Origin of the sequence: Acidithiobacillus sp. AMEEHan, assembly GCF_030996345.1 — a bacterium.
Classification (GTDB): Bacteria; Pseudomonadota; Gammaproteobacteria; order Acidithiobacillales; family Acidithiobacillaceae; genus Igneacidithiobacillus.
The window spans coordinates 193,882-220,853 of the sequence record NZ_CP118747.1; the positions used below are offsets into that span (position 1 = coordinate 193,882).

At 58.7% G+C, this 26,972-nt stretch carries 25 protein-coding genes; 7 read left to right on the plus strand and 18 right to left on the minus strand.

Features of this window, described 5'->3' with window-relative positions; all coding sequences use genetic code 11:
- Positions 1-4: 4 nt before the first annotated feature.
- From ORD17_RS01000 to ORD17_RS01025, 6 genes are read right to left on the minus strand one after another with little or no spacing between them, the layout of a single operon-like run.
- Positions 5-946 carry a heme o synthase gene (locus tag ORD17_RS01000; RefSeq protein WP_308389065.1) on the minus strand — a complete coding sequence of 314 codons (942 nt, stop codon included), beginning with the start codon at positions 944-946 and terminating at the stop codon, positions 5-7.
- A 9-nt stretch (positions 947-955) separates the two neighbouring features.
- A complete protein-coding gene (locus ORD17_RS01005) occupies positions 956-1,897 on the minus strand; it encodes a cytochrome C oxidase assembly protein (RefSeq protein WP_308389066.1) in 942 nt (313 codons plus the stop codon).
- 17 nt (positions 1,898-1,914) lie between these two features.
- On the minus strand, positions 1,915-2,271 hold the full coding sequence (locus ORD17_RS01010; protein ID WP_308389067.1) for a cytochrome O ubiquinol oxidase: 357 nt from the start codon (positions 2,269-2,271) through the stop codon (positions 1,915-1,917).
- Positions 2,268-2,900 (minus strand): cytochrome c oxidase subunit 3, encoded by a 633-nt coding sequence (locus tag ORD17_RS01015; protein WP_308389068.1) that lies wholly within the window; start codon positions 2,898-2,900, stop codon positions 2,268-2,270. Before ORD17_RS01015 ends, ORD17_RS01010 begins: the two co-directional genes overlap by 4 nt.
- A 50-nt stretch (positions 2,901-2,950) precedes the next feature.
- Positions 2,951-5,089: a cbb3-type cytochrome c oxidase subunit I gene (locus ORD17_RS01020; RefSeq protein ID WP_308389069.1), complete on the minus strand. Its 2,139-nt coding sequence runs from the start codon at positions 5,087-5,089 to the stop codon at positions 2,951-2,953.
- Between the two features lie 21 nt (positions 5,090-5,110).
- Entirely contained in the window at positions 5,111-6,070 is a 960-nt protein-coding gene (locus ORD17_RS01025; protein ID WP_308389070.1) for a COX aromatic rich motif-containing protein, read from the minus strand.
- A 494-nt stretch (positions 6,071-6,564) separates the two neighbouring features.
- Here ORD17_RS01025 and ORD17_RS01030 point away from each other — a divergent pair, with 494 nt between their 5' ends.
- Genes ORD17_RS01030 through pdxH form a run of 3 tightly spaced genes read left to right on the plus strand, consistent with a single transcriptional unit; the run spans position 6,565 to position 8,634 of the window.
- Positions 6,565-7,314 (plus strand): type 1 glutamine amidotransferase domain-containing protein, encoded by a 750-nt coding sequence (locus ORD17_RS01030; RefSeq protein WP_308389071.1) that lies wholly within the window; start codon positions 6,565-6,567, stop codon positions 7,312-7,314.
- Positions 7,304-7,972 carry a ribose-5-phosphate isomerase RpiA gene (gene rpiA, locus ORD17_RS01035; protein WP_308389072.1) on the plus strand — a complete coding sequence of 223 codons (669 nt, stop codon included), beginning with the start codon at positions 7,304-7,306 and terminating at the stop codon, positions 7,970-7,972. Before ORD17_RS01030 ends, rpiA begins: the two co-directional genes overlap by 11 nt.
- A gap of 14 nt (positions 7,973-7,986) precedes the next feature.
- The gene (gene pdxH / locus ORD17_RS01040) at positions 7,987-8,634 is read left to right on the plus strand and encodes a pyridoxamine 5'-phosphate oxidase (protein WP_308389073.1); all 648 of its coding nucleotides are present in this window, start codon (positions 7,987-7,989) and stop codon (positions 8,632-8,634) included.
- 8 nt (positions 8,635-8,642) lie between these two features.
- Here pdxH and ORD17_RS01045 read toward each other — a convergent pair whose 3' ends face one another.
- From ORD17_RS01045 to leuC, 4 genes are read right to left on the minus strand one after another with little or no spacing between them, the layout of a single operon-like run.
- Complete coding sequence (locus tag ORD17_RS01045; protein WP_308389074.1) at positions 8,643-8,945, minus strand: hypothetical protein; 303 nt, start codon at positions 8,943-8,945, stop codon at positions 8,643-8,645.
- On the minus strand, positions 8,938-9,567 hold the full coding sequence (gene leuD / locus ORD17_RS01050; protein WP_308389075.1) for a 3-isopropylmalate dehydratase small subunit: 630 nt from the start codon (positions 9,565-9,567) through the stop codon (positions 8,938-8,940). Before leuD ends, ORD17_RS01045 begins: the two co-directional genes overlap by 8 nt.
- A 1-nt stretch (position 9,568) precedes the next feature.
- Positions 9,569-9,718: a hypothetical protein gene (locus ORD17_RS01055; protein ID WP_308389076.1), complete on the minus strand. Its 150-nt coding sequence runs from the start codon at positions 9,716-9,718 to the stop codon at positions 9,569-9,571.
- Positions 9,715-11,124, minus strand: a complete 1,410-nt coding sequence (gene leuC, locus ORD17_RS01060) for a 3-isopropylmalate dehydratase large subunit (protein ID WP_308389077.1) — start codon at positions 11,122-11,124, stop codon at positions 9,715-9,717. Before leuC ends, ORD17_RS01055 begins: the two co-directional genes overlap by 4 nt.
- A gap of 158 nt (positions 11,125-11,282) precedes the next feature.
- On the opposite strand from leuC, the gene pmbA reads away from it, so the two are divergent.
- Positions 11,283-12,620, plus strand: a complete 1,338-nt coding sequence (gene pmbA, locus ORD17_RS01065; RefSeq protein WP_308389078.1) for a metalloprotease PmbA — start codon at positions 11,283-11,285, stop codon at positions 12,618-12,620.
- A gap of 6 nt (positions 12,621-12,626) precedes the next feature.
- Complete coding sequence (locus ORD17_RS01070; protein ID WP_308389079.1) at positions 12,627-13,994, plus strand: APC family permease; 1,368 nt, start codon at positions 12,627-12,629, stop codon at positions 13,992-13,994.
- An 11-nt stretch (positions 13,995-14,005) separates the two neighbouring features.
- On the opposite strand, the gene ORD17_RS01075 is transcribed toward ORD17_RS01070, so the two are convergent.
- The 5 genes from ORD17_RS01075 to ORD17_RS01095 all read right to left on the minus strand — a co-directional run bounded on the left by ORD17_RS01075 (position 14,006) and on the right by ORD17_RS01095 (position 17,904).
- On the minus strand, positions 14,006-14,350 hold the full coding sequence (locus ORD17_RS01075) for a P-II family nitrogen regulator (RefSeq protein ID WP_308389080.1): 345 nt from the start codon (positions 14,348-14,350) through the stop codon (positions 14,006-14,008).
- Complete coding sequence (locus ORD17_RS01080) at positions 14,350-15,069, minus strand: type 1 glutamine amidotransferase (protein ID WP_308389081.1); 720 nt, start codon at positions 15,067-15,069, stop codon at positions 14,350-14,352. Before ORD17_RS01080 ends, ORD17_RS01075 begins: the two co-directional genes overlap by 1 nt.
- A gap of 78 nt (positions 15,070-15,147) precedes the next feature.
- A complete protein-coding gene (locus ORD17_RS01085) occupies positions 15,148-16,452 on the minus strand; it encodes an ammonium transporter (RefSeq protein WP_308389082.1) in 1,305 nt (434 codons plus the stop codon).
- Between the two features lie 55 nt (positions 16,453-16,507).
- Positions 16,508-16,846 (minus strand): P-II family nitrogen regulator, encoded by a 339-nt coding sequence (glnK, locus tag ORD17_RS01090; RefSeq protein WP_308389083.1) that lies wholly within the window; start codon positions 16,844-16,846, stop codon positions 16,508-16,510.
- Positions 16,843-17,904, minus strand: a complete 1,062-nt coding sequence (locus ORD17_RS01095) for an outer membrane beta-barrel protein (RefSeq protein WP_308389084.1) — start codon at positions 17,902-17,904, stop codon at positions 16,843-16,845. The genes glnK and ORD17_RS01095 overlap by 4 nt, the downstream gene beginning before the upstream one ends.
- Positions 17,905-18,303: 399 nt before the next feature.
- Between ORD17_RS01095 and glnA the strand changes: the two genes are divergently transcribed.
- Positions 18,304-19,719, plus strand: coding sequence for a glutamate--ammonia ligase (gene glnA / locus ORD17_RS01100; protein WP_308389085.1), 1,416 nt, complete (start codon positions 18,304-18,306; stop codon positions 19,717-19,719).
- Positions 19,720-19,781: 62 nt separating this feature from the next.
- Here glnA and ntrC read toward each other — a convergent pair whose 3' ends face one another.
- Together ntrC and glnL are read right to left on the minus strand one after the other, a co-directional pair.
- The gene (ntrC, locus tag ORD17_RS01105; protein WP_374693418.1) at positions 19,782-21,236 is read right to left on the minus strand and encodes a nitrogen regulation protein NR(I); all 1,455 of its coding nucleotides are present in this window, start codon (positions 21,234-21,236) and stop codon (positions 19,782-19,784) included.
- Entirely contained in the window at positions 21,227-22,318 is a 1,092-nt protein-coding gene (gene glnL / locus ORD17_RS01110) for a nitrogen regulation protein NR(II) (RefSeq protein WP_308389087.1), read from the minus strand. The genes ntrC and glnL overlap by 10 nt, the downstream gene beginning before the upstream one ends.
- A 286-nt stretch (positions 22,319-22,604) precedes the next feature.
- Here glnL and ORD17_RS01115 point away from each other — a divergent pair, with 286 nt between their 5' ends.
- Complete coding sequence (locus ORD17_RS01115) at positions 22,605-23,573, plus strand: PDC sensor domain-containing protein (protein WP_308389088.1); 969 nt, start codon at positions 22,605-22,607, stop codon at positions 23,571-23,573.
- A 26-nt stretch (positions 23,574-23,599) separates the two neighbouring features.
- Here ORD17_RS01115 and ORD17_RS01120 read toward each other — a convergent pair whose 3' ends face one another.
- On the minus strand, positions 23,600-26,962 hold the full coding sequence (locus tag ORD17_RS01120; RefSeq protein ID WP_308389089.1) for a transglutaminase family protein: 3,363 nt from the start codon (positions 26,960-26,962) through the stop codon (positions 23,600-23,602).
- Positions 26,963-26,972: the final 10 nt, after the last annotated feature.

Here is a 26,972-nt window from a genome sequence, read left to right on the forward strand (position 1 = left end):
TCCTTTAGAGAAAGCCATAACTCAACAACGCCTTGCCCACGAGGAGCGCGGTGAACAGGAGAAACAGATAGCTGATCGAAAATGCGAACATCTTGCGCGCGTAGAGGTCCATCTCCGCACCCTCTGGCAGTTTGCGCAAGCGCAAGGCCATGCCCACAAACCAGGCACCTGCGATCCAGGCAATCCCGCCATAGACCCAATCATGATTGAGGAAGGCCGGTACCAAACTCACCAACCAGGTGGCCACCGCGTAGACCAGGACTTCCTTGCGGGTACGATCTACTCCGTGGGTCACCGGCAACATAGGGATGCAGGCCTTGGCATAGTCCCGCCGGCAGTAGATGGCCAACGGCCAAAAATGGGCTGGCGTCCAAACAAAGATCAGCGCGACGAGAAGCAGCGGCAAGAGATTTACCGAGCCCATGACTGCGGTCCACCCAATCAACGGGGGAAGCGCCCCTGCCAGCCCCCCCCAGACAATGTTCCAAGGCGTGCTGGGCTTGAGGTACAAGGTGTACACCACCCCATAGCCCACGGTACCGAGCAAGGTCAGAGCCAGGGTCAACGGATTGGTCCAAATCAAGAGTACCGCAATACTGCTGCTCAGCAGGATCGCGGCATACACTGCGGCGCCCTTGCGGCCGATGCGGCCCTCCGCGAGGGGTCGGCGGTGGGTACGCCGCATGTGCTGGTCAAGCTCTGGCTCGACGATCTGGTTGAGCACTCCACCGGCACCACCAGCCAGGGCAATGCCCAGCAATCCGGCCAATGCCGCGGGCCAGTGCGTAATGCCGCTGGGCGCCAGCAACTCGCCGACCGCAGCAGTGAACACCAGCAGGGAAACCACTCGTGCCTTGGCCAAGACCCAGAGATCGCGCAGCAACTGGACGCCTGCGCTCGGGCTCGGCAAAAGGAGGGGTGACGAAGTACCGATAGACTTAGGCATTTGTTTTCCTTAGCGCCAGACGAGGACAATGGCGAGGCTCATGGAGAGCACCATGCCCTGATGAAAGGCCACCATGATTCCGGGGTCCTTGGGTTTGAGATTGACCGAATGAAACAGGAGAAAGCCGACGGCAACCTGGATCACCGCCAAATAGAACGCCACTGGGAAGGCCGGCATCATCCAGCCCAAGGTGGCAACCAGCAGCAGGGCGGCGCTCACGTGCGCCGCCACCGTCCATTGCGAGGCCTTTTGCGGCTTTACGAAGGCGCCGATCGCCTTGCCGAATCCCCGTTGTCCGGTGGTCATCCCACCCAGCAAAACGGCCAGCAAGAGCGCATGCAAGGCGCCCATGGAGCCGAGATAAGTCCAGAAATTCATGCCTGGGTAGGCCAGATTGACCAAAAAGATCAAAAAGACCCCATAGGCAAGCAGTCCATGGATCCCATGGACCAGAGAGGGGGCCTTTCCGGCCAGGACATAGAGAGTCCCCATGCCGAAGAGCGCGGTGACCACGATCAGTCCCAGTCCGGAAAGGGTGTTGACGTCCGGCGCGAGAATGGCAAGGGCAAGCGCGACCAATCCCACCAAGGTCGCCACTACGCGGTGGGCCGCTTCGGGGTCACTACGCAACATCAAGACCACAATGTTGCGGGTATAGGGCCACTTGGTCCCCAGGGACAGGCCATAGCCGAAACCTTCCACCAAGCTGCCAAGCAGGATCAGCACCATGGCAAAACCCACTTCAGTGGCGGACAGCGCATGCACCAGGGCATCAACGATACCTCCGTTGCTACGCAGTCCTTCGACCACGCCGGCCAGCACAGCAGCAATCAGCGCGAGGCCGACAAACTTGCCGATGGCACGGACGAAAGGGGTCATTTCCGGCTCAACAGCGTGCGGGATCCCCTCCCGCCCGCTGACTGCTGACCCATTCTCGAGTACGCTAGACATGTATTACTCCTGGATGCTCAGTGCATCCCTGGCATGATCGGCATGGTGCGCAGGTATAACTGCGAGAACATCCACCAGGTTAGACCGATCGTGATAATGAACAACGGAATGAAGAGGACAAGGGAAACGGTATTCCAGATATTGTGCTCCGAGACATCGATATGCAGCAGAAAATAGATCTGCGCAATGATGGCGATGGCGGCACAAATCGTGATCACCATCAGTAACCCAAAAGGCGGAAAGGCATGTGACGAAACCATTGCCGTGGCCGCCGCCATAAGGACCAAGGAGATCAGAAACCCAGTGAAGTAACCCCGGGTACTCGACATCTGTACTTCCGGATGCAGAATCGGGTTGTCGTGTCCATGACTCATGACATATACCCCCAGAGATAGACAAAGACGAAGACAAAGACCCAGATGATCGCCTGCAAATGCCAAAACATCCGCAGACTCAGCAAGCGCCCCACGGTATCGGTGGTGAAGCCCTTTCCCGCGACTTGCGCTATCATCACCAGAATCCAGATCAAGCCGAAGAAGATGTGCGCTGCGTGGACCTGGGTTAGAACGATGAAGGCCGAAGCTCCGCCGCTGGTCTGCACTGTGACACCATGGGCAGCCAGATCCATCATGTCGTGAATGTCCAGGCCAAGAAAAATCACTCCCAGGACAAAAGCTGCGATCAGACCATTCATCAGACCCGCCTTGTTACCCTTTTTCACCGCACTCATGCCCATGCCATAGGCCAATACGCTCAAAAACAGCGCCACGGTTTGGGTGAACGTGTACCAGGGGTGAACGAAATCGGCCGGAGTCGGGCCATTGAAGTAGCTGTGGGAATAACTCAGCACGCCATAGGCCGCGAAGAGCGTGGCGAAGAGCATGCCGTCACTGAGCAAGTAGAGAAAATACCCAAAACTACGTGTCGAGATCACATCATGACCGTGGTAGTGGGTGTCCCACAACACCGCCTTGCTTGGATCGGGTGAATCATGTGTACTCATCAATCTAATCCTCTTGTGAGGGGCGCGGCAGCAGCCGCGCCCGCAATCCTTCAGTGTTGGTCACCAGCGCTTGGCGGCGTACCCAATGGGCTGAGCTTCTGGCCTTCGTAGGCCATTGCCCCGCCGGGAACGGCGTGCCCACCATGATGCGGCAAGCTTTCTTCCACCTGCTGTTGACGCTGCATCGCCTCGCGCTCCATCTTCTCCAGCTCGGCAGCCGTGATGATGTAGCCCGGATCACCGCGCCAGGAACGCACGATCATCAACACGATGATTGCCGCCAGGCTGAGCAGGCAGAGCCACCAGATCCGCCAGGTCAGGGCAAAGCCCAAGACGAAGGTCAGCGCACCAATATAGACCGCCACACCGGTATTGTTCGGCATGTGGATGTCGACATATTGGGTCGGTTGTGCCTCGTTGATGCCGTTATGACGGCGCCACGCCAGCTCATCACGGGCGTTGACATGCGGGGTGACCGCAAAGTTGTAGAACGGCACGGGCGAGTGGGTCAGCCACTCCAAGGAGCGCGAGGTTCCCCAGGCATCCTGGCCAACGCGGTTCTTCACCCGATCACGAATACTGACGTAGAGCAGCACAAAGAAAGCCGCCACCGATAGGCAGTACACCGCGATGCCGATTTCCTCGACTACCAGATAAGGATGCCAGGCAGTATTGAAGACGTAATCCAGACGCCGGGTCTCGCCCATGAAGCCAAGCATGTACATCGGCACGAAGACCAGCACCGTTCCGGCAGTGAAGAGCCAGAACATGGTCTTGGCCCAGAACTCATCGAGCTTGAAACCAAAAACCTTGGGGAACCAAAAGAGCACCGAGCCAAAAATTGCGTAAACGATCACCAGCAACATGGAATGGAAATGGGCAATCACGAAGACGCTGTTATGCACCATGTAGTTGATTGCCGGGATCGCCAACATCATGCCGGTCAGACCGCCCACCAAGAGCAGGAACAACGCGCCGATCGCCCACAACATCGCGGCAGTGTAGGTAATGCGCCCGCGATACATGGTGAAGGCCCAGTTGAACACCTTCACCCCGGTGGGAATACCGACCAGCATGGTTGCCACGCTAAAGGCACTGTTCACCTCCGGTCCGGCGCCCATGGTGAAGAAGTGGTGCAACCACACCAGCCAGGAAACACCGGCAATGGCAAAACTCGCTGCCACCATGGTGATGTAGCCAAAGAGTGGCTTCTCGGAGAAGGTCGGGAAGATTTCCGACATCATGCCGAAGGCCGGCAGAATGACGAAGTACACCTCTGGATGTCCCCAAAGCCAGAACAGGTTGGTGTACAACATCAAGTTGCCGCCGAAGCCCGCCGTAAAGAAATGCGAACCAAAATACCGGTCACAGGCAACCAGAAAGAGCGCTACCTGCAGAGCCGGGAAAGAGGTCAAGGCAATAATGTTGGCCGACAGGCTCGCCCAAGTGAAGATGGGTAGGCGAAACCAGGTCATACCCGGCGCGCGCATCTTGACGATGGTGGCAATCAGGTTGATACCACCGAGGGTGGTACCGAGCGCCGTCAGCTCCAGGGTCCAGATCCAGTAGTCCACACCCACGCCAGGGCTGTACTGCAGCTCAAAGATCGGTGCGTAGCCAAACCAGCCGTTGTGCGCAAAATCGCCCACGAAAAGGGAGATCATGATCAAGACGACGGCGGCCGCCGTAATCCACAGGCCGAGGGCGTTGAGATATGGGTAGGCCATATCGCGCGCGCCAATCTGAATGGGCACGATGATGTTCATGAATCCCACCAGCAGCGGAGTCGCAGCCAAGAGGATCATGATCAGGCCGTGGGCGCTGTATACCTGCCCAAAATGGAAGGGGGTCAGGTACCCATGCACGGCGCCGAAGACCCCGGAAGAGTCGGGACCGTTGGCCCAGACCTGTTGGGTGCGGATCATCAAACCATCGATGAAACCGCGGAAGAGCATGACCAGGCCGAGGATGATGTACATCACCCCCAGTTTCTTATGGTCGACGGTGGTCAGCCATTCTTTCCAGAGATAGCCCCATTTTTGATAGTACGTGATGAGGCCCAATAGGATGATTCCGCCGATGACCACCGCCACGAAGAGTGGCGCGAGAATCGGGTTGGTATAGGGGATCTGGTCGATTGCCAGCCTCCCTAATAGAGGGTTCCACCCTCCCGGTACTTGAACGAGCATTTGCGTCACCTCTCCTTTTTCCTAGTCGCGATGCTCAGCGGCTTGCTTTTGCATATAAGCCACCATGTTTTCGGTCATTGCCGGCGGCAACGGCCAAGTCTTGCCATTCATCACTTCCATCATCAAATGGTCAAAGATTCCACTCTCCACGTTCGAGAAATAGACCACGCGATGATTGACGTTGATGTAGGGCTCGGCAAAGCGATTGAAGCTGGCGTAGGTCATGGTCTTCGGCGAAGCCTGTACCTTGCTGACCCAATTCTGGAAGTCCTCCTTGCTGACCATCTTGGTCGGAAAGGTCATCCAGGAGGTGCCCGCACCCGCATAGTCCGAGGCAATCCCCTGATAGACGCCGACGCGATCACTTTCCAGCGCATTCTTGGTACGCATGCCGGGCATCACGTCGATCATGCCAACCAGCTGCGGAATGAAGAAGCCAGAGGTAACCGCGGTAGAAGTGAGACGGAAAAAGACCGGTGTATGCACCGGCAGCACCAATTCATTGGCCACTGCCATGTGATATTGCGGATAGATGAACAACCACTGCCAGTCCGTGGCGATGACGTCCACGTTTACCGGGTCACCCTTGGGTGCCATGTGCTTGGTAATGACGGTGGGGTTATACGGATTGATTTCGAAGGTACCTTTGACGGCAAAGTAGGCCAGGAAACCCACAGCAATGATCGGAATTCCCCAAACCAGAACCTCAAGCGTGTTGGAATGAGACCAATGGGCATCGTACTTGCCACGATTCTTGCCCTTGGAATATTTCCACATGAACCAGATCACCAGCAGCGCCGTAATGCCAACGATGGCACCCATGATGACGACATCGATGATCATGTAATGCAGGTTGGTGTCGGCCATCGTACCTTTCGGATCAAAGATCCAGAAAATACTGGCATTGGCAAGGCCAGCCCATGCGGCTGCCAGCGTGCCACCTCCCCATAATGCCAGTCGTTTTGCTTGCTTTCTAAACATAACCACTTTCTCCCTGACGGATTCCTAGTTCCGTATCGTTTTGCCGCCGCGGTGCCCTGCGGCGACCCATCCGCGGGTCAAGGCACTCCCTTTTCTGCCCTACCCGCTGAACCAAACCAGAAAACACAGTGCAGACCGACAGGGAGCGTGGCCTCCGCAGCAAGTCAGCACCATATTCATACAACATTATATTTTTACAGAAATCTTCTTTTCGGGCATTACGTTATTCCACTAAAAACCCCGAAGCAATAGAAAAGGCCTTCAAATATTTTTGGGCACGAGCAAGATCGATTAGCACACTAAATTCATAAAAAACATCATATAATTATGTTATATTTTTCTTATATTCACTTTTCCTTGACAATCAAAAGGGCTTTGTCGCTGTAACGACTGCAAGACAAACTCTATCATTACATTTATGTTTACTGTTTCTCCAATAATAAAATACAATTTTATTTTTTTATTGATGCGAGCATTCCTGCTATCATCAGGCTATGTTACCGAGCCAACCTTTCCTCGCTTTCCTGCTCAGCAGCGCACAGCTTCTCCGCCTGCGGAATGGCGACACCATTGCGACGGGCGTCTGGGCGGAAGAACTGCTTCTTCCCTGGCAAGAGTTTCGCACGGCGGGTTGGCCTATTGTATTTCTGAGCCCGGATGGCAAGCCGGCACAAATCGATCCGCAGAGTCTGTTACTCGAAAATCTTGCTGGCGACCAGGACAAACAATCGAGTCTGGCGCACGAATCCGCCCGGCTACCGCTCATGGATACCCTCTCCATCGCCAGCGTTCTTCCCATACTGTCGGCCATGCGCGGGGTTTTCATTCCGGGCGGCAATGGTCCTTTGATGGACCTCCCCGACTCGTCCGAGGTCGGCAGACTCCTGCACGAATGCCGACGGAGAAAGCTTCCCGTTGCCACCCTCTGCCATGGTAGCGCCGCCCTTCTCGCCCGCCCTGATCCTGGCGAGGATCGCCCTTTTTCCGGCTTTCAGGTAAGCTGTTTCCAGAAGCTCGAGGAAGAGCAGACCAGTCTCGCGGGACGTTGGCCGTTTCACCTGGAGGAAGAGTTGCGCGGTTGCGGATTTCAGGTGATATCGGGAGCTCCGTGGCAAGCGCAGGTCGTCCAAGACCGTGATCTGTTCAGCGGCCAGAATCCGGCCTCTGCTCTCCCTCTGGCGCAGGCGCTTTTGGCACGCCTCGAGGAAAATCGTCGTCATAGGGGAAGCAAACATGGATACTGATGCACTGAAGCGTATGGCTGCTGAGGCGGCGCTGGATTACATTCAGCCGGGAATGGTCGTCGGCGTTGGCACCGGTTCCACCAGCAATCACTTCATCGACGCCCTCGGCCGGGCAAAAATCTCCGTTGATGGCTACGTACCCTCCAGCCTCGGCACCGCCGAACGACTCCAGTCGCTGGGTCTGCGCGTTCTGGATCTGAACGACACCGGCGATATCCCGGTGTATGTCGACGGCGCTGATGAGATTGATCCGCACTTTCGCCTCATCAAAGGAGGAGGTGGCGCACTGACCCGCGAAAAGATCGTTGCCTCGGCGGCGCGCCGCTTTGTCTGTATCGCCGATCACTCCAAGGACCATGCGAGGCTCGGTAGTTTCCCGTTACCTGTGGAGGTTCTGCCTTTCGCCCGCAGTTTTGTTGCCCGCCAGTTGGTGAAATTAGGCGGCAACCCCAGTCTACGCAGCGGTTTTACCAGCGACAATGGCAATGTCATCCTCGACGTGGTGGGCCTCGATCTGAGCGACCCGGCGGCAATGGAGAGCAAGATCAACAGCATCCCTGGAGTACTCGACAATGGCATTTTTGCCCTGCGTCGCGCCGACGTGGTCCTGCTCGGCAGCCCGGAAGGTGTCATTCGCCGCAGTAGCGCGCCACAGTAAGGATCTGGTCGGAAATGGAAGGCGAAGTCGACCATCGCGCCACGCGGCGGGATTTTCGCGCTGGCACGCTGGCGCGGGCGGATCTCGATCCCGACCCCTGGATGCAGATGCAATGCTGGCTGCAGGAAGCAGAAAGCGCCGGAAACTTCGACCCGACCGCCATGGCCCTGGCGACCGCCGATGGCGACGGATTCCCTAATGTGCGCTACGTGCTCCTCAAGCACTTCGATGCACGCGGCGTCTGCTGGTACACCGATAGCCGCAGCCAGAAAGGCCAGGAATTGGCCGCCAACGCCCGCGCGGCTCTGGCCTTCTATTGGCCGGAGCTCGATCGACAGCTACGACTGCAGGGTGCGGTATCTCTGCTTCCCGAGAGCGATGCAGAAAGTTATTTCCAGCAGCGGCCCGTCGGTAGCCGCTTGGCCGCCGCCGCATCGGAACAGAGTCGGGAGATCGTCGATCGTGCCCACCTGGAAGCGCGGGTGGCGGAGCTTGCGGCCCGCTATCCCGACGGCGACGTACCACGCAATCCTGCTTGGCGCGGCTATCGCCTGGCACCGCATCGCTTCGAATTCTGGCAAGGGCGCAGCAACCGACTGCATGACCGCTTTGTCTACATCCGTGACGAAAAGGGTTGGCGGATCAGCCGCCTGATGCCCTGAGCGGGGTATCAAAAGCCTTCGATGCGCGCCTCGTAGTCGAGCACGATCAGGCGATAAAGGTCATCACCCAGCTGCACGTGAGCGGTCTGCGGGGCACCAATCTGGATGGAATTCCCTCCCGCCATGCTCAGGCCGAGGGGCTGAAAATGATCCTGTTCGATGAGTTCCTCCAGCAGTGTGCGCAGCTCCGCCTCAGCTACCGTACCCGTATTATCTACGATGCGGCAGGGCTTGCCGCGCCGTGTCTGCCCCTCGACCACGCGGGCGTGCGGCGTCAGAGGTGGCAAAGCGGAGTCTCGCTGCTCAGCCATTTTGCGGCTCCCGAAAGAGCCAAGGCATCTGGCGACGACGCTCCGTCTCGTAGTCGCGGATGGCGTCGGCGTGGGCCAAGGTCATCTGGATGTCATCGAGACCATTGAGCAGCTTGTGCTTGGCTCCCGGAGCAATATCGAAGGAATAACGCTGGCCATCGGCGCTGCGCAGTTCCTGGGCAGCGAGATCGATGTGCACCTGCAACGGCGCGTCCTCTGCTACCCGAAAAAGCGCATCGATGACTTCCTGCGGCAGAGTGATCAGCAAAATACCATTCTGCACACAGTTATTGGCGAAGATATCGGCAAAACTAGGAGCAATGACCGCACGGATGCCGTAGTCGGCAAGTGCCCAGGGGGCATGCTCGCGACTCGATCCACAACCAAAATTCTGCTGCGCCAGGAGGACCTGTGCCCCCCGCAAATCGGCACGGTTGAGCACGAAATCAAGGTTAGGGGCGGCTGGATCGCCATCGCGATAGCGCCAATCAAAAAACAGGAATTTTCCTAAGCCCTGCCGCTCGATGGTTTTGAGAAACTGCTTGGGGATGATGGCGTCGGTATCGACATTGGCGCGATCCAGAGGGATCACCGCTGAATCAACTGTGGTAAAAGCTTGCATCTCAGGATTTCTCCAAACGCTTGAGAACGACATATTCGATGGCTGCCATTTCATTCGCTGCAGCACGACTGGCGGCAAGCGCGCCGAGCTCAGTCAGACCGCAGCTGAACAAGAGAAACGCCATCCGTAGGAGCAAGAGACGAGCGCTCACCCGTGCCACCGCCGCACGTCGACAAAATGGCCGGCTATGGCCGCTGCTGCAGCCATAGCCGGGCTGACCAGGTGGGTACGCCCGCCGGCACCTTGACGTCCCTCGAAATTACGGTTGGACGTAGCCGCACAACGCTCGCCCGGCTCGAGGCGATCGGCATTCATCGCCAGACACATCGAGCAACCCGGCTCCCGCCATTCGAAACCGGCTTGGCGGAAGATTTCGTCGAGTCCCTCGGCCTCCGCCTGCGCCTTGACCAGACCCGAGCCAGGCACGACCAGGACCGCTTTTACGCTATTCGCCTTGTGTTTGCCGCGCACCACTTCCGCCGCCGCACGCAGATCCTCGATCCGGGCATTGGTACAAGATCCGATGAAGACCTTGTCGACGGCGATCTCGCTGATCGGGGTGCCTGCCTGCAGCCCCATGTATTCCAGGGCACGCGACCACGCCTCCCTCCGCACGGGATCGGGCGCAGCGGCCAGATCGGGGATCTGCGCATCGATGGACAGAACCATCTCTGGGCTCGTACCCCAGGTCACCTGCGGCAACAATTGGCTGGCGTCGATGCGAATCTCTCGGTCGAACTGGGCGTCGTCATCACTGTGCAGGGTCTGCCAAAACGCGACCGCCCGCTCCCAGTCGGCGCCCTGCGGGGCGTACGGGCGTCCCTGCAGATAGGCAAACGTCTTGGCATCGGGGGCCACCATACCTGAGCGGGCACCAGCCTCGATGGCCATGTTGCAGACCGTCATCCGTCCTTCGATGCTCAGTGCCTCGATCCCTGGCCCGGCAAACTCGATGGCATGGCCGGTACCGCCGGCAGTGCCGATCTGCCCGATGATGGCAAGGACAAGATCCTTGGCCGTCACTCCCTGGGGCAAGATGCCTTCGACCCAGACCCGCATATTTTTGGACTTGCGCGCCCACAGGCACTGCGTCGCGAGAACATGCTCGACTTCGGTAGTTCCGATGCCGAAGGCGAGCGCCCCCAGGGCGCCGTGGGTGGCAGTGTGAGAATCTCCACACACCACGGTCATCCCCGGCAAGGTCAGCCCCTGCTCCGGCGCGATCACGTGGACAATTCCTTGCCGCCGATCGAGCATGCCGTACTCTTCCACGCCGAATTCGACACAATTGCGATCAAGGGTCTCGACCTGCAGGCGCGAGGTAGCGTCAGTGATGCCCGCAGCGCGATCCGTAGTAGGGACATTGTGGTCCGCCGTGGCGATATTCGCGTCTACCCGCCATAGCTTGCGTCCCGCCGCACGCAGACCGGAGAAGGCTTGCGGGCTGGTCACCTCATGCAACAGATGACGGTCGATATAGAGCAGCGTGCGGCCATCCGCCTCACTGAGAATGCGATGCTGCTCCCAGAGCTTGTCGTACAGGGTCTGTGCGGTCATGAATTCTGCACCCGTGTGAAAAACGCCATTATCCTACCCTTTTAACGACAGCGGGGAAACGTCGTTCGAGACAATAGCCCCCGAGGATAGACATCTGCCTTCCCCCCTAGGGCAAGGAGCGGGTACTATGTCCGCTTGGCAAGTAAAGGTAGCACAGCATGAGCTCAGGAAAATCGCGCGAAGATCAGGAACTGACCCGGGTAACCCAGCAATGCCTGGAGCTTGCGAAGGCGCGGGGTGCCACTGCTGCCGAGGTGGGCGCGAGTTCCGGCAAAGGCCTATCGCTTACCGTCCGTCTCGGTGAGGTGGAGTCCGTCGAGTACCACCGCGACAAAAGTGTGGGCGTGACCGTGTATCTCGGCGAATGCAAGGGTTCTGCTTCGAGCTCCGATTTCTCGAAGCAGGCGTTGACGGAGACGGTGGAGGCGGCTCTCAACATTGCCCGTCACACGGCACCCGACCCGTTTTCTGGCCTCGCGGATGCCGAACTCCTGGCCAAGGAATTTCCCGATCTGGACCTTTATCACCCCTGGGACATCGATCCCGATGCGGCGGCGGAAATCGCTCGCCAGTGCGAAGAGGCCGCGCGCAGCGCCGACTCACGCATCCGCAATTCCGAGGGCGGCAGCATCAGCACCGGCGAAGGAATGAGTGTCTATGCCAACAGTCTTGGCTTTTTAGGTGTCAGCCAGGGATCTCGCCACAGCCTTTCCTGCTCGGTGATTGCCGAGGATGGCCAGGGCATGCAGCGCGACTATTGGTACGATGTGGCTCGGCGCCACGAAGATCTCGCTAGCGCCGAGGAGATTGGCCGAATCTGTGCCGAACGCACGCTGCGCCGTCTCGGGGCGCGAAAAATTGGCACCTGCACGGTGCCTGTGCTTTTCGAAAACCAGGTGGCAGCGAGTCTGCTTGGACACTTCGCGCAGGCCATCAGCGGTGGCAGCCTCTATCGCAAGGCCAGTTTTCTGCAGGACAGTCTCGGTCAGACGATCTTTCCCCCGCAGGTGCGGATTTACGAGGAGCCCCTGCGTCTTCGTGGACTGGCCAGTGTTAGCTTCGATGGCGATGGGGTCGCGACACAGAATCGAGACCTGATCCACGACGGCATCTTGCAGTCCTATCTGCTCGACGTATATAGCGCCCGCAAGCTGGGATTACAGAGTACCGGCAATGCGGGTGGCGCCCACAACCTCACCCTCGCCCCCGGAAGCGAGGATTTGCCGGCGCTTTTGCGGCGGATGGGGCGCGGGCTGCTGGTAACGGAGCTAATCGGCTTTGGCGTCAATGGAGTGACGGGCGACTATTCCCGCGGCGCTGCCGGCTTTTGGGTGGAAAATGGGGAAATCCAGTATCCCGTCGAGGAAATCACCATCGCCGGCCATCTGCGTGAGATGTTTGCCGGCTTCGTCGCCGTGGGTAGTGATCTGCTGATTCATGGCGGCACGGGCAGCCCTTCCATTCTCATCGACAAGATGACCGTCGCCGGTAACTAATCCTGCGTGGTAGCGCCATCTCAGCGGGTCAGTACCCGCGAAGTCTGGGGGCATGCGGTAGCCAACATCACCCCTTCGGCCATGCCAGCGGTGACCATTGCCCTGGTCGCCGCCCATGGTGGAGCCTTTACCTGGCTCGCCTACGCCCTGGTAGGTATCGTCATGTGGCTGGTGGCGATTCAACTCGGCATTCTGGCGCGCCACTTTCCCTCGCCGGGGTCGCTGTTTTTTTACCTGGCGCAGGCTCTACATCCCGTTGCGGGCTTGGTCGCCGGTATTACCATGATCTTCGGATATGGTGGAGCCTTGCTCGGCGCGCCGCTGCTCTGTGGCCTGTTCGCCAACACCGCTCTACATACCGTTTGGCCAGCGGCACCCAATCTTCTCGATCCCTTCGCCCTTGCAACCTTGGCGATCGCCTTTTCTCTAGCCCGCCGCGGGGTGGAAATCTCGGCCCGCTGGGGGCTCTGGGTAGAGTGGTTTTCCCTCGCCGGCATCCTGCTCATCGCTATTCTCACCCTGCACCATTTTGGCATCAGCGATTCGCAGCAGTGGCACTTTTCTCAACTGCACATCCCCTCCCTGCTCAGCGCCCTGGTGCTGTCCCTGCTCGCCTACGGCGGCTTCGAAACCGCTGGCAATCTGGCAGCGGAAGCCGAGCATCCCCGCGCCATCCCCGGCATCATGCGCTGGGCGGTGATCCTGGTGGCCATTTTTTTCGTGTTTCTGGCGTATACGGAAACGCTGGCCTTTCACGCGCTGGGACAATCCTTGGGCAATGCTTCGACCCCGTTGAACGCCATCGCCACCGCGATGGGGCAATCCTGGCTCGGTGTAGTCGTCGATCTGGCCATGGCCAGCGCCGCGTTTTCGGCGAGCATCGCCACCTTCAACAGCATCTCGCGCATCCTGCTGAGCATGGCTGAACACAAGGTGTTACCGCAGATACTGGCGCAGCGACATCCTACGCATGGCACTCCGATTCGTGCGCTGCAGATCCTTGGCATCTTGGTCCTGACCAGCATACTGATGTTCTGGTTGACCCATAGCTCGGTGCTCGACTTGATCGACATCTTTGGCACCTTTACGGCGCTCGGATTCGTGTTGCTGTATGCGTTGAGCAATCTGGCGGCGCTGCGCTATCTGTTTCGCAGCCGCGCCGGGATGCGCTGGGTCAGCCTACTGATCACCCTGATCAGCCTCCCTCTGCTCGGAGCGGTTTTTTACGGAACGGTAGTGCCTTTCCCGGGCGGCAGCATCGGCGCCACGGTGATCGTATTTTTTCTGATGCTTCTGGCGACCAGCGGCTTGGGATTGTATTGGGCACGTTTTCAGCCAGAACGGCTGCAAGCCATTATCGACAGGCAGTTATGAGGACTCGCGAGTCACCCACCTTCTTCTGCACGAATTGATACAACCCGCAGGATTGGCTCCAGCCAGATCTTGCCATCGCCCATTTCACCAGTGGCAGCGTTGGAGGTAATCAAGGCCAGTACCTGATCGGCATCCTCTACCGCGATGATGGTCTCGATCTGCACCTTGGGATGACTGGCAGATTGGTACCAGGCGCCACTGCGCAGGGTGGAGTATCCACGCTGCTGCCCAACACCTTCCACATCGCTCACGGTTACCCCACCCACACCGAGCTCCGCGAGACCGTCGCAGACCTGATCCATGCGCTGCGGGCGGACGATTGCAGTCACTCGTATCCAGGATGCTTCGCTGGTCATCACCCATGTCTCTCGATCTGCTCCAACCAGGGACGGTACAACGCTGCAGCGGTGGCCGCAAGCCTGTCTGCTTCGGCATCGAGATCTCGGAGCATATCCGTGGCGGGTTGGACGAATCTTCCCTTCTCCGCCAGTGCAGCGGTGCCATCCTGTAGCCACTGACGTACCTGCGCCGCTGTCACTTCGGGATGCGCCTGCAGCGCGAGAATCCGATCACCCAGTGTAAATGCCTGTACTGTGGTTGCGGTGTTGTACGCCAGCACCTGCGCTTCTGGCGGAAGCGCCGTACACTGCTCCCCGTGCCAATGAAATAGGGGAAATTCAGCGGGAAGCTCGGGCCACAGAGCACGACCGGCTTCCGTCAAGCGCACCGGCCACCAGCCAAGCTCTTGCCCGGATGGATTGCGTTCGACGCTTCCTCCCAGGGATACGGCAATGAGCTGCGCGCCCAAGCAATGCCCCAGGGTTGGAACATTTTCCGCCGCAGCCATGCGAATCAGATTCTTTTCCGCTTGCAACCACGGGTACTCCGCTTCGTCGTGCACACTCATGGGTCCACCCATGACAATCAGTGCAGCATAAGGATCTAGACTGCTTGGCACCGATTCGCCCTGATCCAGTTCGCGCACGTCGAAATCATGGTCATATTCCGCCAATTGCCAAGCCAAACTACCCAAACCTTCGTCTGGATGGTGTTGCAATACCAATATCGTTGCCATCGAAAACCCTCCCGGCCAAATAGAAACGGCGGCTCAAAAGCCGCCGTTGTTTTTAGCAACTACCGCATCACCAGGTCGTCAGTCACCCAAGACCGGATGCCGCTCGCCTTCGCCGTAGAACGCGTAGGCTTCTTCTCCATGCACCGCATCATCACCGATCAACAGTTCCTCTTCGCTCATGCGCAACGGCGTTACTAGGCTGATCAGCTTGAGCAGAATGAAGGTAACGACAACATTGAGGCCAATGATGAAGGCGGCACCAATCACCTGCAACCAGACCTGATGCCAGTTGCCGTCGATCGCGCCACCCGGGGTAGTCAAACCGTAGGCGGCACAGCCCGCCTTGGTCGCGAAGATACCCACCATCACGCCCCCGAGTACACCTGCCACCGCATGCGTGTGAAAAACACCCAAGGTGTCGTCCACCTTGCGGAACAATGCCGTTTTACCAAGGATGTTCATGCTGATCCACGGAATAATACCCGAGGCGATACCGATGGCAATGGCACCCCAGCCGTCAACCACACCGGCTGCCGGCGTGATGGCCACGAGGCCAGTGATCATACCTTGAACCGCACCAATCACCGACGGTTTTTTGAAGTAAAAGATATCCATGATGGTCCACACAATGACGCTCACCGCCGTGGTCAGGTTGGTGTTGAGTACCGCAGCGCCGGCATCACGGCTGGCGGCGTACGGGTCGCCGCCGTTGAAACCGTTCCAGCCCAGCCAGAGGATGCCCGCACCCACCAGCATCAGCAGCACATTGTTGGGTTGAAAATTTTCCCGATCCCGCGCCAAACGGGGTCCGATGACTGCTGCACCGACAAAGCCCGCAATACCCGCCGACAGATGGATCACATAGCCACCAGAGTAGTCGATGACCCCCAGGGTGGAGAGAAAACCGCCGCCCCACAGGCTGAAGGCACCGACGGTATAGGAAAAAGTCAGCCACAACGGTACAAAAATCATCCAGGCCTTGAAGCTCATCCGCCCGAGGAAGGCACCTGCCATGATCACCAGCGTAATTGCCGCAAAAACAAACTGGAAATAGACCATGGTAGACATGGGGAAATTAGCAGTAGTGTTGGACGTGGGCAGTAATGCCTGGGTCAACTCATCCTGCATGCTGATGATGGGATGGGGCAAGCCCACGAAAGGAAACCACTCGTGGCCGAAACCCATGTTGTAAGCCCAGAGTACCCAGGCGATGAGTACCGCAGCGAAGGCGTAAAAGGCCATAAAGGCAGAGTTGATGGCCCATTTCTTTTTGACGATGCCGCCATAGAGGACGACGAGACCGGGGACGCTTTGCAAGCCAACAATCGTTGCTGCAGTTAACTGCCATGCATTGTCGCCGGTATTCAGCCAGGACACAGACATAAAAAATCTCCTTTGTAACGGTGTTTTGAAACGATACCTTTATCAGTGAGCTGGACTACAGGGCCTCATCACCGCTCTCTCCGGTGCGGATGCGGATTGCCTGGGTTACTTCGGAGACAAAAATCTTTCCGTCGCCGATTTTTCCGGTCTTCGCACCCTTGGAGATCGCTTCGATGGCAATGTCGACGAATTCGTCCTTGATCACTGTCTCGATTTTTACCTTGGGCAGAAAATCGACCACATATTCGGCGCCACGATACAGTTCCGTGTGACCCTTTTGCCGCCCGAACCCTTTGACTTCCGTCACCGTCAAGCCCTGAATACCGACTTCCGAGAGCGCCTCCCGTACATCATCCAGTTTGAACGGCTTGATAATCGCCGTGACCAGTTTCATACCTCTACCCCCTTGTGATTGCCATCAGAAAAGAAAGCCGGTCTCGACCATCCCGCCGCGCACCTGACTGGTGGCCAGACCACTCTGGCCCGCAAATCCGGTGCCCGTAGGTGTTGAGGCGGTAACGTAAGAGAGTTCCGCACGGGCAAAGAAGTCGCCAGATTGTTAGTGGGTATAACCGTCAATGACCACGCATGGGAGTCATCGGGAAGGTCAGTCAGAGAGGAAGCAATGCTCTCCAGACCTTCTCCCGGTACCCCACCGACGGCCAGGTATTCTACCCGGCCAGCAAGAGAGATATCGGAGTCGACGGCGTAATTGACCAACAAAGACCCGCCATAGTTATCAAAGCTCTTGTTGATTCCCAGACGAGTCGATTTAGACGTGATCATGTAGTGAAAATAGGGTTCGATGGTCCACGGTCCGGAACTGTACGTGTACATTAGACCGTAGATTTGGCTGGCCGTACCGTAAGCGCTATAGGCAGCAATATTAGGCGCTGATTCTCGCACTTTTCCGAGAGGACCATCGGCATAAAATGCCAAGGTGTTGGCACTGTTGATGGTATAGGTCAGCAATCCGCTTAGAACGTTACAGCGATTGGAATAACAACCATCGTTCCAGGACAGGGAGGCGCTCAGCGGTCCAGCGCTGGCGTTGAATTGAATGCCGCGGCTGATGATTGGCTCCATATCCCAGAGCAGGCCGCGTTCAATATTGATGTTTTGATAAGTGAAGCCACTCTCGGCGCCAATCAGGGTAGGAAGTTTGCCGATCTCCATGGAAAAATCACTACTGGGTGCGATTTTCACATAGGCGATGGGCAGAGCACCGAAATCGTTTATGGTGCTCGTGGGATTAGCGCCAGTGAGCGAAGCCGCTACAGCAGGGAAGCTGTAGACACCGGCCTGGGCATAGAATTGCAGAAGGCCCGAGCTTTTCTGCACAATTACGGAACCATTGGTGATGGTAGCACCTGCATACTTGGCCCCGAAAGTGCCAGCCACGTCCCGCGGATTGTCCTGCCAGAAGCCCATGGCACCAGCTACACCCTGCACGCCAATTTTGCCCAGCGGTCCGGCACGGACTTCGTCGGACTCGGTAGATTCAATGAAGCCTCAGCCATGGGCGCGACCAGGACCGTAACTACGGCGGCGGAGAGTATCCAAGTTTTTTTCATGGCGGTTGTCCTCGTAGGTGGTAAAAAAGCGAATGCCGTGTTGCAGAATCCGTGCCACAGACAAATATCTTTATATTTCTGTTGATTACAAAATATTGACCGGGGCAAGCGGGATGCCACCCGGGTCTAATGCACTACTATGATGCAGGATGAATGCGCGTCGCACCATATTAGTGCACTTTCAGTGCTCATGTTCCGCGTTTTGGCTGGAATCATCGTGGCACGTAACCTGCATTCCCGTTGCTAGCGTTTTCAGCAAAAGCGAGGAGTGCAGCACATGGGTATGACCCCAACGGATGTTCTACAACTAATCACCGAAAAAGATGTCAAGTTCATTGATTTTCGTTTTACCGACACCAAGGGCAAGGAGCAGCACGTTTCGGTGCCGGCCCATACCCTCGAAGAAAAGACCTTCATCGAAGGCAAGATGTTTGATGGTTCCTCCATCACCGGTTGGAAAGGCATCAACGAGTCCGACATGATCCTGATGCCCGAGTCGGACTCGGCGGTACTCGATCCCTTTACCGACGAAGTCACCCTCAATATTCGCTGCGACGTGGTCGAGCCGGCCACCGGCCAGGGCTACGAGCGCGATCCCCGCTCCGTGGCCAAGCGCGCCGAGGCCTACCTGAAGAGTACCGGCATTGCCGACACCGCCTACTTCGGCCCTGAGAACGAATTCTTCGTCTTCGACTCCGTCACCTGGCACATCGACATGAGCGGCTGCAGCTACAAGGTCGATGCCGAAGAGGCAGCGTGGAATTCCGGCAAGGAATACGAGTCCGGCAACATGGGCCATCGTCCTGGCGTCAAGGGCGGTTACTTCCCGGTGCCACCGGTGGATTCCGCCCAGGACCTGCGCTCGGCCATGTGTCTAGCCCTTGAGGAAATGGGATTGAAGGTTGAGGTGCATCACCACGAAGTCGCCACCGCCGGGCAGCATGAGATCGGTGTCGGCTTCAATTCCCTCACCCGCAAGGCCGACGAGGTGCAAATCCTCAAGTATGTGGTGCAGAACGTCGCGGCGGCCTACGGGCAGACGGCGACCTTCATGCCCAAGCCCATCGTGGGGGACAACGGTAGCGGCATGCACGTGCACCAGTCCCTGGCCAAGGACGGCAAGAACCTCTTCACCGGCGACCTTTACGGCGGCCTGTCGGAGCTGGCGCTCTACTACATTGGCGGCATCATCAAGCACGCCAAGGCTCTGAACGCCCTTACCAACCCTAGCACCAACAGCTACAAGCGTCTGGTGCCCCACTTCGAGGCCCCGGTCTTGCTGGCCTACTCGGCGAAGAACCGTTCTGCCTCGATTCGCATCCCCTATGTGAGCAATCCGAAGGCGCGGCGGATCGAAGTGCGGTTCCCGGACTCCACGGCCAATCCGTATCTCGCCTTCAGTGCGATGATGATGGCGGGCCTGGATGGGATTCAGAACAAGATCCATCCCGGCGATGCCATGGACAAGAACCTTTACGACCTGCCCGCCGAAGAGCAGGAGAAGATTCCCGGTGTAGCAGCGTCCCTGGAAGAGGCCCTGCGTGCCCTCGAGGCCGACCATGAGTTCCTGATGAAAGGCGGGGTCTTCACCCCCGACTGGTTGCAAGGCTACCTCGAGGTCAAGTGGGCCGAAGTCCAGGCCCTGCGCGTCACCACCCACCCCGTCGAATATCAGATGTACTACAGCCTTTGATTTGCGTTTCAACCTCCGTCGTCATTGGCCCGGGTTCGCCCGGGCTTTTTTCGTAAACGACGTTATTCCATACCGAGAGAGCGCATCTTGCGGGCGATGGTATTGCGGCCCCAACCCAGGCGCTCCGCTGCCAACTGCTTGTGGCCATGGCTGGCATCCAACGCCGCCTGCAGCAGTACCCGCTCGAAATCCGGCAATAGCGCGTCGAGCACGGCATTGTCGCCATCCTGTAGGCGCGCTGCAGCCTCTTGGCGCAGCAAACTGCGCCAATCGCCGGAAGCCTTCCTTTCTCCTTCATCCGCTGTCGGGGAACTGGAAGGCATGCCAACATCCTCATCCTCCGCAGCACCCGCAGGCAACAATTCGGGTGGCAAATCTCCCAATTCGACCCGCTGGCTGGGTGCCATCACGGTGATCCAGCGGCAGCTGTTTTCGAGCTGGCGCACATTGCCCGGCCAGGACCAGCCAGCCATACGCGCTTCGGCCTCCGGGCTGAGTGTCTTGCCTTCCACCCCCAGACTCTCCGCCGCCCGATGCAAAAAGTAACGCGCCAGACGCGGAATGTCAGAGCGTCGCTCCCGCAGTGGCGGGATATGAACGGAGATCACGTTGAGGCGATGATAGAGATCTTCGCGGAAACTGCCATCGCGCACTTTCGCCTGCAGATCCTGATGAGTTGCCGCTAGAATCCGCACGTCGGCACGGATGGGGGCATGGCCGCCCACGCGATAGAAGGTGCCATCGGAAAGTACCCGCAACAGTCGGGTCTGCAAGGCTGCAGGCATGTCACCGATCTCGTCCAGAAACAGGGTGCCACCGGCTGCCTGTTCAAAACGGCCTTTCCGCGCCGCTAACGCCCCGGTAAAAGCGCCCTTTTCATGGCCGAACAGTTCGGACTCTAGCAACTCGGCGGGGATAGCTGCCGTATTGATGGCGACGAACGGGCCGTCGGCCCGAGGGCTATGTCGGTGCAATGCCCGGGCCACGAGTTCTTTGCCCGAGCCGGATTCACCCAGAATCAGCACATTGATGCTGGAACGGGAGAGCCGACCGATAGCGCGGTAGACCTCCTGCATGGCTGGCGACTCACCTATGATTTCTGAATCCCGGCGATCAAAGCCTGCTTCCTCTTTTACCGCCTGCTGACCCTCCACCGTGAGGGCGCGTTGCACCAAAGACACGGCATCATCGATGTCGAAAGGCTTGGCCAGGTACTCGAAGGCGCCGCCCTGGAAGGCCGCTACCGCGTTTTCCAGATCGGAGTGGGCGGTAATGATGATGACGGGAAGCTGCGGATGGCGCTGCTGAATTTCTCGCAAAAAGCCCAATCCATCCAGGCCTGGCATGCGCAGGTCGCTGACCACCGCCCCCGGACGTTCGCGTCCCATGGCGCGTAAGGCGAGATCCGCATCGGCAAAGCTGCGGACAGGAATTTCGGCTTTTTGCAGCGCCTTCTCCAGGACCCAGCGAATCGAAGGATCATCATCGATCACCCACACAGCGGAATTCATGCAAATCTCCCATCAGGCAGTGGCAGGCGTACCGAAAATATCGTCTCTCCCGGTTGCGAACGACAATGTACCGTCCCCCCGTGGGCGCGCACGAGGTTCTGCACGATGGCCAGACCCATGCCCATTCCTTCCGCCCGACTGGTCACCAACGGCAGAAAAATGCGCGGCATCAGGTCTTCCGGAATTCCGGGGCCATCATCGCTGACATCCACACGTAGTACCAAGCGATAGAGATGCTGCTGCAGATTCACGAAGCGCTCCACCCGCGTACGGATCAGGATCGTTCCCTGTCCGGCAAGGGCCTGGCGGGCATTGCGTAACAGATTCAGAAACACCTGCACCAGCTGTTCGGGGTCCGCCTCAAATTCGGGAATGGAGAGATCATAATCGAAGCGCAAGGCGACGCCGGTGGGCAAATTGACCTGCAGCAGCCGCCGCACATGTTCGAGAACCTCGTGGATGTTGACCATGCGCCTTTGCGGTTGGCTTTTGTCCCCGCGCAGTCGGTCGACCAGACGCCGCAGGCGATCCACTTCATGGAGGATGATGCGGGTGTACTCCTGCAGCTCGGGGGTAGGCAGTTCGCGCTCGAGAAGCTGCGCGGCACCGCGCAATCCGCCCAACGGATTCTTGATTTCGTGAGCCAGACCAGCGAGCATCTCCTGCGCGGCTTCGAAGACCTTGTCCTGCATTTCTTCTTCCGCCCGCCGCAGCGAGGCCTCCACCAGGCGCAGCTCCAGTACCCACGAGCTGCCCGTGCTCAGACCACTGCACAGCAGGTCGACGACTGCCCGACTGCCGTCGGCCACGCGCAACGGCACGGCATGACGGCTGACCATGGTGCCAGCCCGGCGAGCGTCACTCAAGATACTTTGCAGGCTTTCCGCTTCTAGCGTACTGCAGAAAGACTCCAGGTCCTTTCCCTGACAAACAGTTGCGCTCACCCGTAGCAAATTTTCCGCGCTAGAGTTTAGGTACTCAATCTCATTCCCGGCAGACAACAGCAACACTGCGGCATCGAGACCATCCAAGATGGCCAGCGGATCTGGGACTACCGCCTTCTTCTTCGAACGTTTGATCGGAATCACGTGAATATCCCATGTTGTCTTTGCCGGAATAGTGCAAAGCCTATGCCAAGGAGTTTCTCCATTTTTGCGCAGTCTCTGGGCGGCATCGCACCAGTATAGTGCAACACGCAAACGGAAGGCATAGCTGCCTATGCCATTTCGCCAATAAAAAAGGCGGCCAAGGCCGCCGAGACATTCGAGGAGGAGTGACCATGACTATGATCACTATTCACTTAGCAGTTAGCGTGCCAGATTTCGGCGCGGAGCTTGCTTGGCCTACCGGTACCCTCCCAGGGAGATCCGGGCCATGAATCGCTTTGAGCAATTCCACGAGTCACAGCGGGAGCTTCACATGCTCATGGTTGGCGCAGTCGAGAGCATTGCCAGCCCCCATCTGTTTCAGCACTCTGCCGCCACACGAAGGCGGATCCTGGCGCATGTCATGCACCGTCATGGTTTTCTCGATCTTCTCTATCTTCTTGATGCGCAGGGGGTTCAGCTCGGTGACAATGTCGTCTGTCGACGGCTGCGCGGAGCCCGCGGCGGCGACGGCGTCGATCGCAGCCATCGTCCCTACTTTCGGCTGGCACGCAGCGCAAACGGTCCCATCGTCACAGAGCCTTATCTGTCCCTGGCCACCAGCCGTTTCTGTGTCACCGTGGCTATCCCCATTTACAGCAACACGGGCGAGTTGTTGGGCGTGTTGGTAGGTGACAGCGAACTCGATCGCGCCCTCTCACTACTCCAGGAAGACGATACCAGGCGCAGCTTCGAGCCCTTTTTCAAGGCATTTTATGCACTCTTTTCGTGCGGCCTGCTATTGGTGAGTGCATCGTTGGGCCTGCATGGCTTCGTCGCGCTCCGCGGTCTCTGGCACTGGCAAAGTCCTCTGAGCGACTTCACCACGCCATTCCAGGCTACCATCCTCTTCACCTTGGCGCTGGCCGTCTTTGACCTCGCCAAAACCATACTCGAGGAAGAGGTGCTGTTGCGCAAAGATGTGCGTCGCCACAGCAGCACTCGCCGTACCCTGACGCGCTTCATCGCTGCCATTGCCATCGCGGTTTCCATCGAGGGGCTGATGCTGGTCTTCAAATTTGCCCTTGATCACCCCGAGGAGCTCTGGCTGGCCGTTCTACTACTGCTCGCCACCGCAATGCTACTGGCTGCCTTGGCGGTCTATGTCTATTTCGGTGCGAAAGCAGAGCGCATCCTCACCGAACAACGTCGGCAAAACCTTTCCCGGTCTGGCTCGCCATCCACGCAAACAAAATGAACAACAACCCATGTGTTACCTAATACCTAGCGTGTGCGGCGCAAGTCGAGAGTGCAGGGATAGTCGGGGTTAGGGTTTTCCGCTGGGGGTTGTAGGGGACCTGGAGGGTTACCATGAGGATAGAATTCCCGCAGGCCGCCACGTTCCGGCGGCGGCTGGAGGGGCCCATGGGTAAAGCCCATCGGCTCGAAACGTACGATTCGGCGTCCTTCAGCCTCATAGCTGTTGACTGGGAAACGTTCATGGTTGCGTCCGCCCGGGTGCGAGACCCGGTAGGTACAGCCGCCGATGGACCGGCCATTCCAAGTATCGATCAAGTCGAAGACCAGGGGTACATCCGTAGGAAGCTCGGGATGCAATGCCGAAACCGGCTGCCAGGCGCGGTAGCGTACCCCCGCCACTGCCTCGCCTTGGGTACCGGTGGCGCGCAGCGGCACTCGACAGCCGTTGCAGACCAGCACATAGCGTGCGCTGGCCATTCCAGTCACGCGCACCTGCAGACGCTCCACCGAGGCATCGACGAAGCGCGCCGTGCCCTGCCCCGTCGCCTCCTCGCCCAGCACCGGCCAAGGCTCCAGGGCCATCCGCAACTCGATTTCCACAGCGCGAATGCGCACCCTCCCCAACACCGGAAAACGGAATTCGAGAAAAGGCGCAAACCACTCCAGGGCCAGGGGGTAGGAAGATTCCTGCAACTCCGTGCAGATCTCGCGCAGGTCTTCCCAGAGGTAGTGGGGAAGCATCCAGCGGTCGTACAGGCTGGTGCCCCAGCGCTGCAGGTGACCACGATACGGAGTTTGCCAGAAACGCGCCACCAGCGCCCGCACCAAGAGACTCTGCAAGAGCGCCATGCGTGGATGCGGGGGCATTTCAAAGGCGCGCAACTCCAAGAGCCCCAGGCGCCCGCTGGCGGAATCCGGGGAATACAACTTGTCGATGCAAAACTCGGCGCGGTGTGTATTGCCGGTGAGGTCCACGAGAAAATTGCGCAGCAGTCGATCCACCCGCCAAGGCGCCAGATTTTCTCCCTGCGGCAGTTGCGACAGGGCAATCTCCAGTTCATAGAGCGCGGTGTCGCGCCCTTCATCCACCCGCGGCGCCTGCGAAGTGGGGCCAATGAAGAGGCCACTAAAAAAATAGGACAGGGTCGGATGATTCTGCCAATAGCGCAGCATGGAGCCCAGGAGATCGGGGCGGCGCAGGAATGGGCTGTCTTCCGGCCAAGCGGCGCCGAGGGTCATGTGATTGCCGCCACCCGTGCCGGTATGCCGCCCATCGAGCATGAATTTTTCTGCGCCCAGACGGCACATCCTGGCCTCGGCATACAAGCGCTCGGTCTTGTCCCGCAACTCCTCCCAGCTCGTCGAAGGATGGATGTTGACCTCGATGACGCCGGGATCCGGGGTTACCGCAAAACTGCGCAACCGTGCATCTTTGGGCGGTGGATATCCCTCGATGCGTACCGGCACATCGAGCTCGGCCGCCGTACCCTCGATCGCAGCGATCAGATCGAGATAATGTTCCAGCACCGCCAAGGGCGGCAAGAAGACATTCAGGCCACCCTCGCGCCATTCGACGGCGAGAGCGGTGTGCGGCACCTCCACCCATACTTTGTTGGGCGAGTCCAGATCCGCAGGCGCCGGTTGTCGTGCCTGTCTCTGGGTCCAGGTGGAATAACGGGCCTCGACTTCTCCATGTATATCGGCGGATAACGTTGGTCGCTCGGCAAAGGGGTCGAGTTCGGGCTGAATCTCACGCTCGGCCGTCCAGGGCAGTCCGGACAACGGCAGGCGCAAGCCCAGGGGAGAGTTTCCGGGCAACAGGAACAACGCGCCCCGACGAAACTCCCAGGGGGCACTGTGCCAGATGCCCTTGCGCCAATCCCAGGAAAGTGGCAGAACGAAGCCCACCGGGACGCGCAGACCCCGTGACAGGGCAATGGCCAGTTCGCTGCGCGCGGCCGGATCGTCGAGCCCTTCCACCTGTAACCAGTCGACATCGTTGGGCTGCTGCGCCTCACGCCAGAGCTGGTAGAGAGGGTCTTCGTAGGCCGGACTCAAGCAGTCTTCCGCCAGTCCCAGACGCTGGGTAAGCTTCGTAGCAAAGCGCTCGGCATCCGCCGGCAAGGCAGCGGACGGCGCCCCCGGCTGCCACTGATACCGCGCCTGGCGCCAGATCGCAACGCCATCGCTGCGCCAATAACAGCTCAGCGCCCAGCGCGGCAGCGGTTCGCCAGGATACCATTTGCCCTGTCCGGTGTGAAAAAGAGCGCCGGGAGCAAACTGGGTCGCCAGGCGCCGCAACAATTGCTCCGCCCGTTCGCGTTTGACGCGTCCGAGGGCGGCGGTATTCCACTCTGGCGCATCCATGTCATCCACCGCCACAAAGGTGGGCTCTCCACCTTGCGTCAGGCGTACGTCCAGCCGCCGCAAATCGGCGTCCACCTTGTGGCCCAAGGCATTGATATCCGCCCATGTCGGTTCATCGTAAGGCAGGGTGACGCGCGGATCCTCATGGATACGTCGCACTTCATTGCGAAACGAAAATTCGACTTCGCAAGGATCGATGGCACCCGTGATGGGCGCGGCATCGCTGGGTTTCGGGGTACAGGCCAAGGGAATGTGCCCTTCTCCAGCAAAGAGTCCGGAGGTGGGATCGAGCCCAACCCAACCCGCGCCCGGCAGATAGACCTCGGCCCAGGCATGCAGGTCGGTAAAGTCGGCGCTCGGCCCCGCCGGCCCCTCGATGGGCTTCTCATCGGCAACCAGCTGCACCAGATACCCCGACACAAAGCGTGCCGCAAGACCGAGATGCCGCAGAATCTGCACCAATAACCAGGCACTGTCGCGACACGAGCCCGAGGCGAGACTCAGGGTCTCATCGCAGTCCTGTATTCCGGGTTCCATGCGGATACGATAGCCAATATCCCGCTGCAGGCGCTGGTTGAGCTCCACCAAAAAATTGACCGTCGGTTGCGGTGCACGCGGGACTTCTGCCAGCCATTCCTGCAGCCGAGGACCGGCACTCTCGCATTCCAGGTACGGACGCAGGGAGCCCAGGGTCTCGGCGTCATATTGGAACGGGTATTTCTCCGCCGCCTCTTCCAAGAAGAAGTCAAAGGGATTGATGGCGACCATCTCGGCAATGAGTTCCACCGCTACCCGGAGGTGGCTTGCAGGATCGGGAAAGGTCAGGCGGGCGAGATAATTGCCAAACGGGTCTTGCTGCCAGTGGAGAAAATGGGACTTCGGCTCGATCTGCAGGGAATAGGCGAGAATGGGGGTACGACAGTGTGGCGCCGGACGCAGGCGGACGATGTGCGGAGCCATGGCCACCCGACGGTCGAAACGGTACTCGGTGACGTGCGACAGAGCTACCTGTATGGCCATGGTGGTCCCC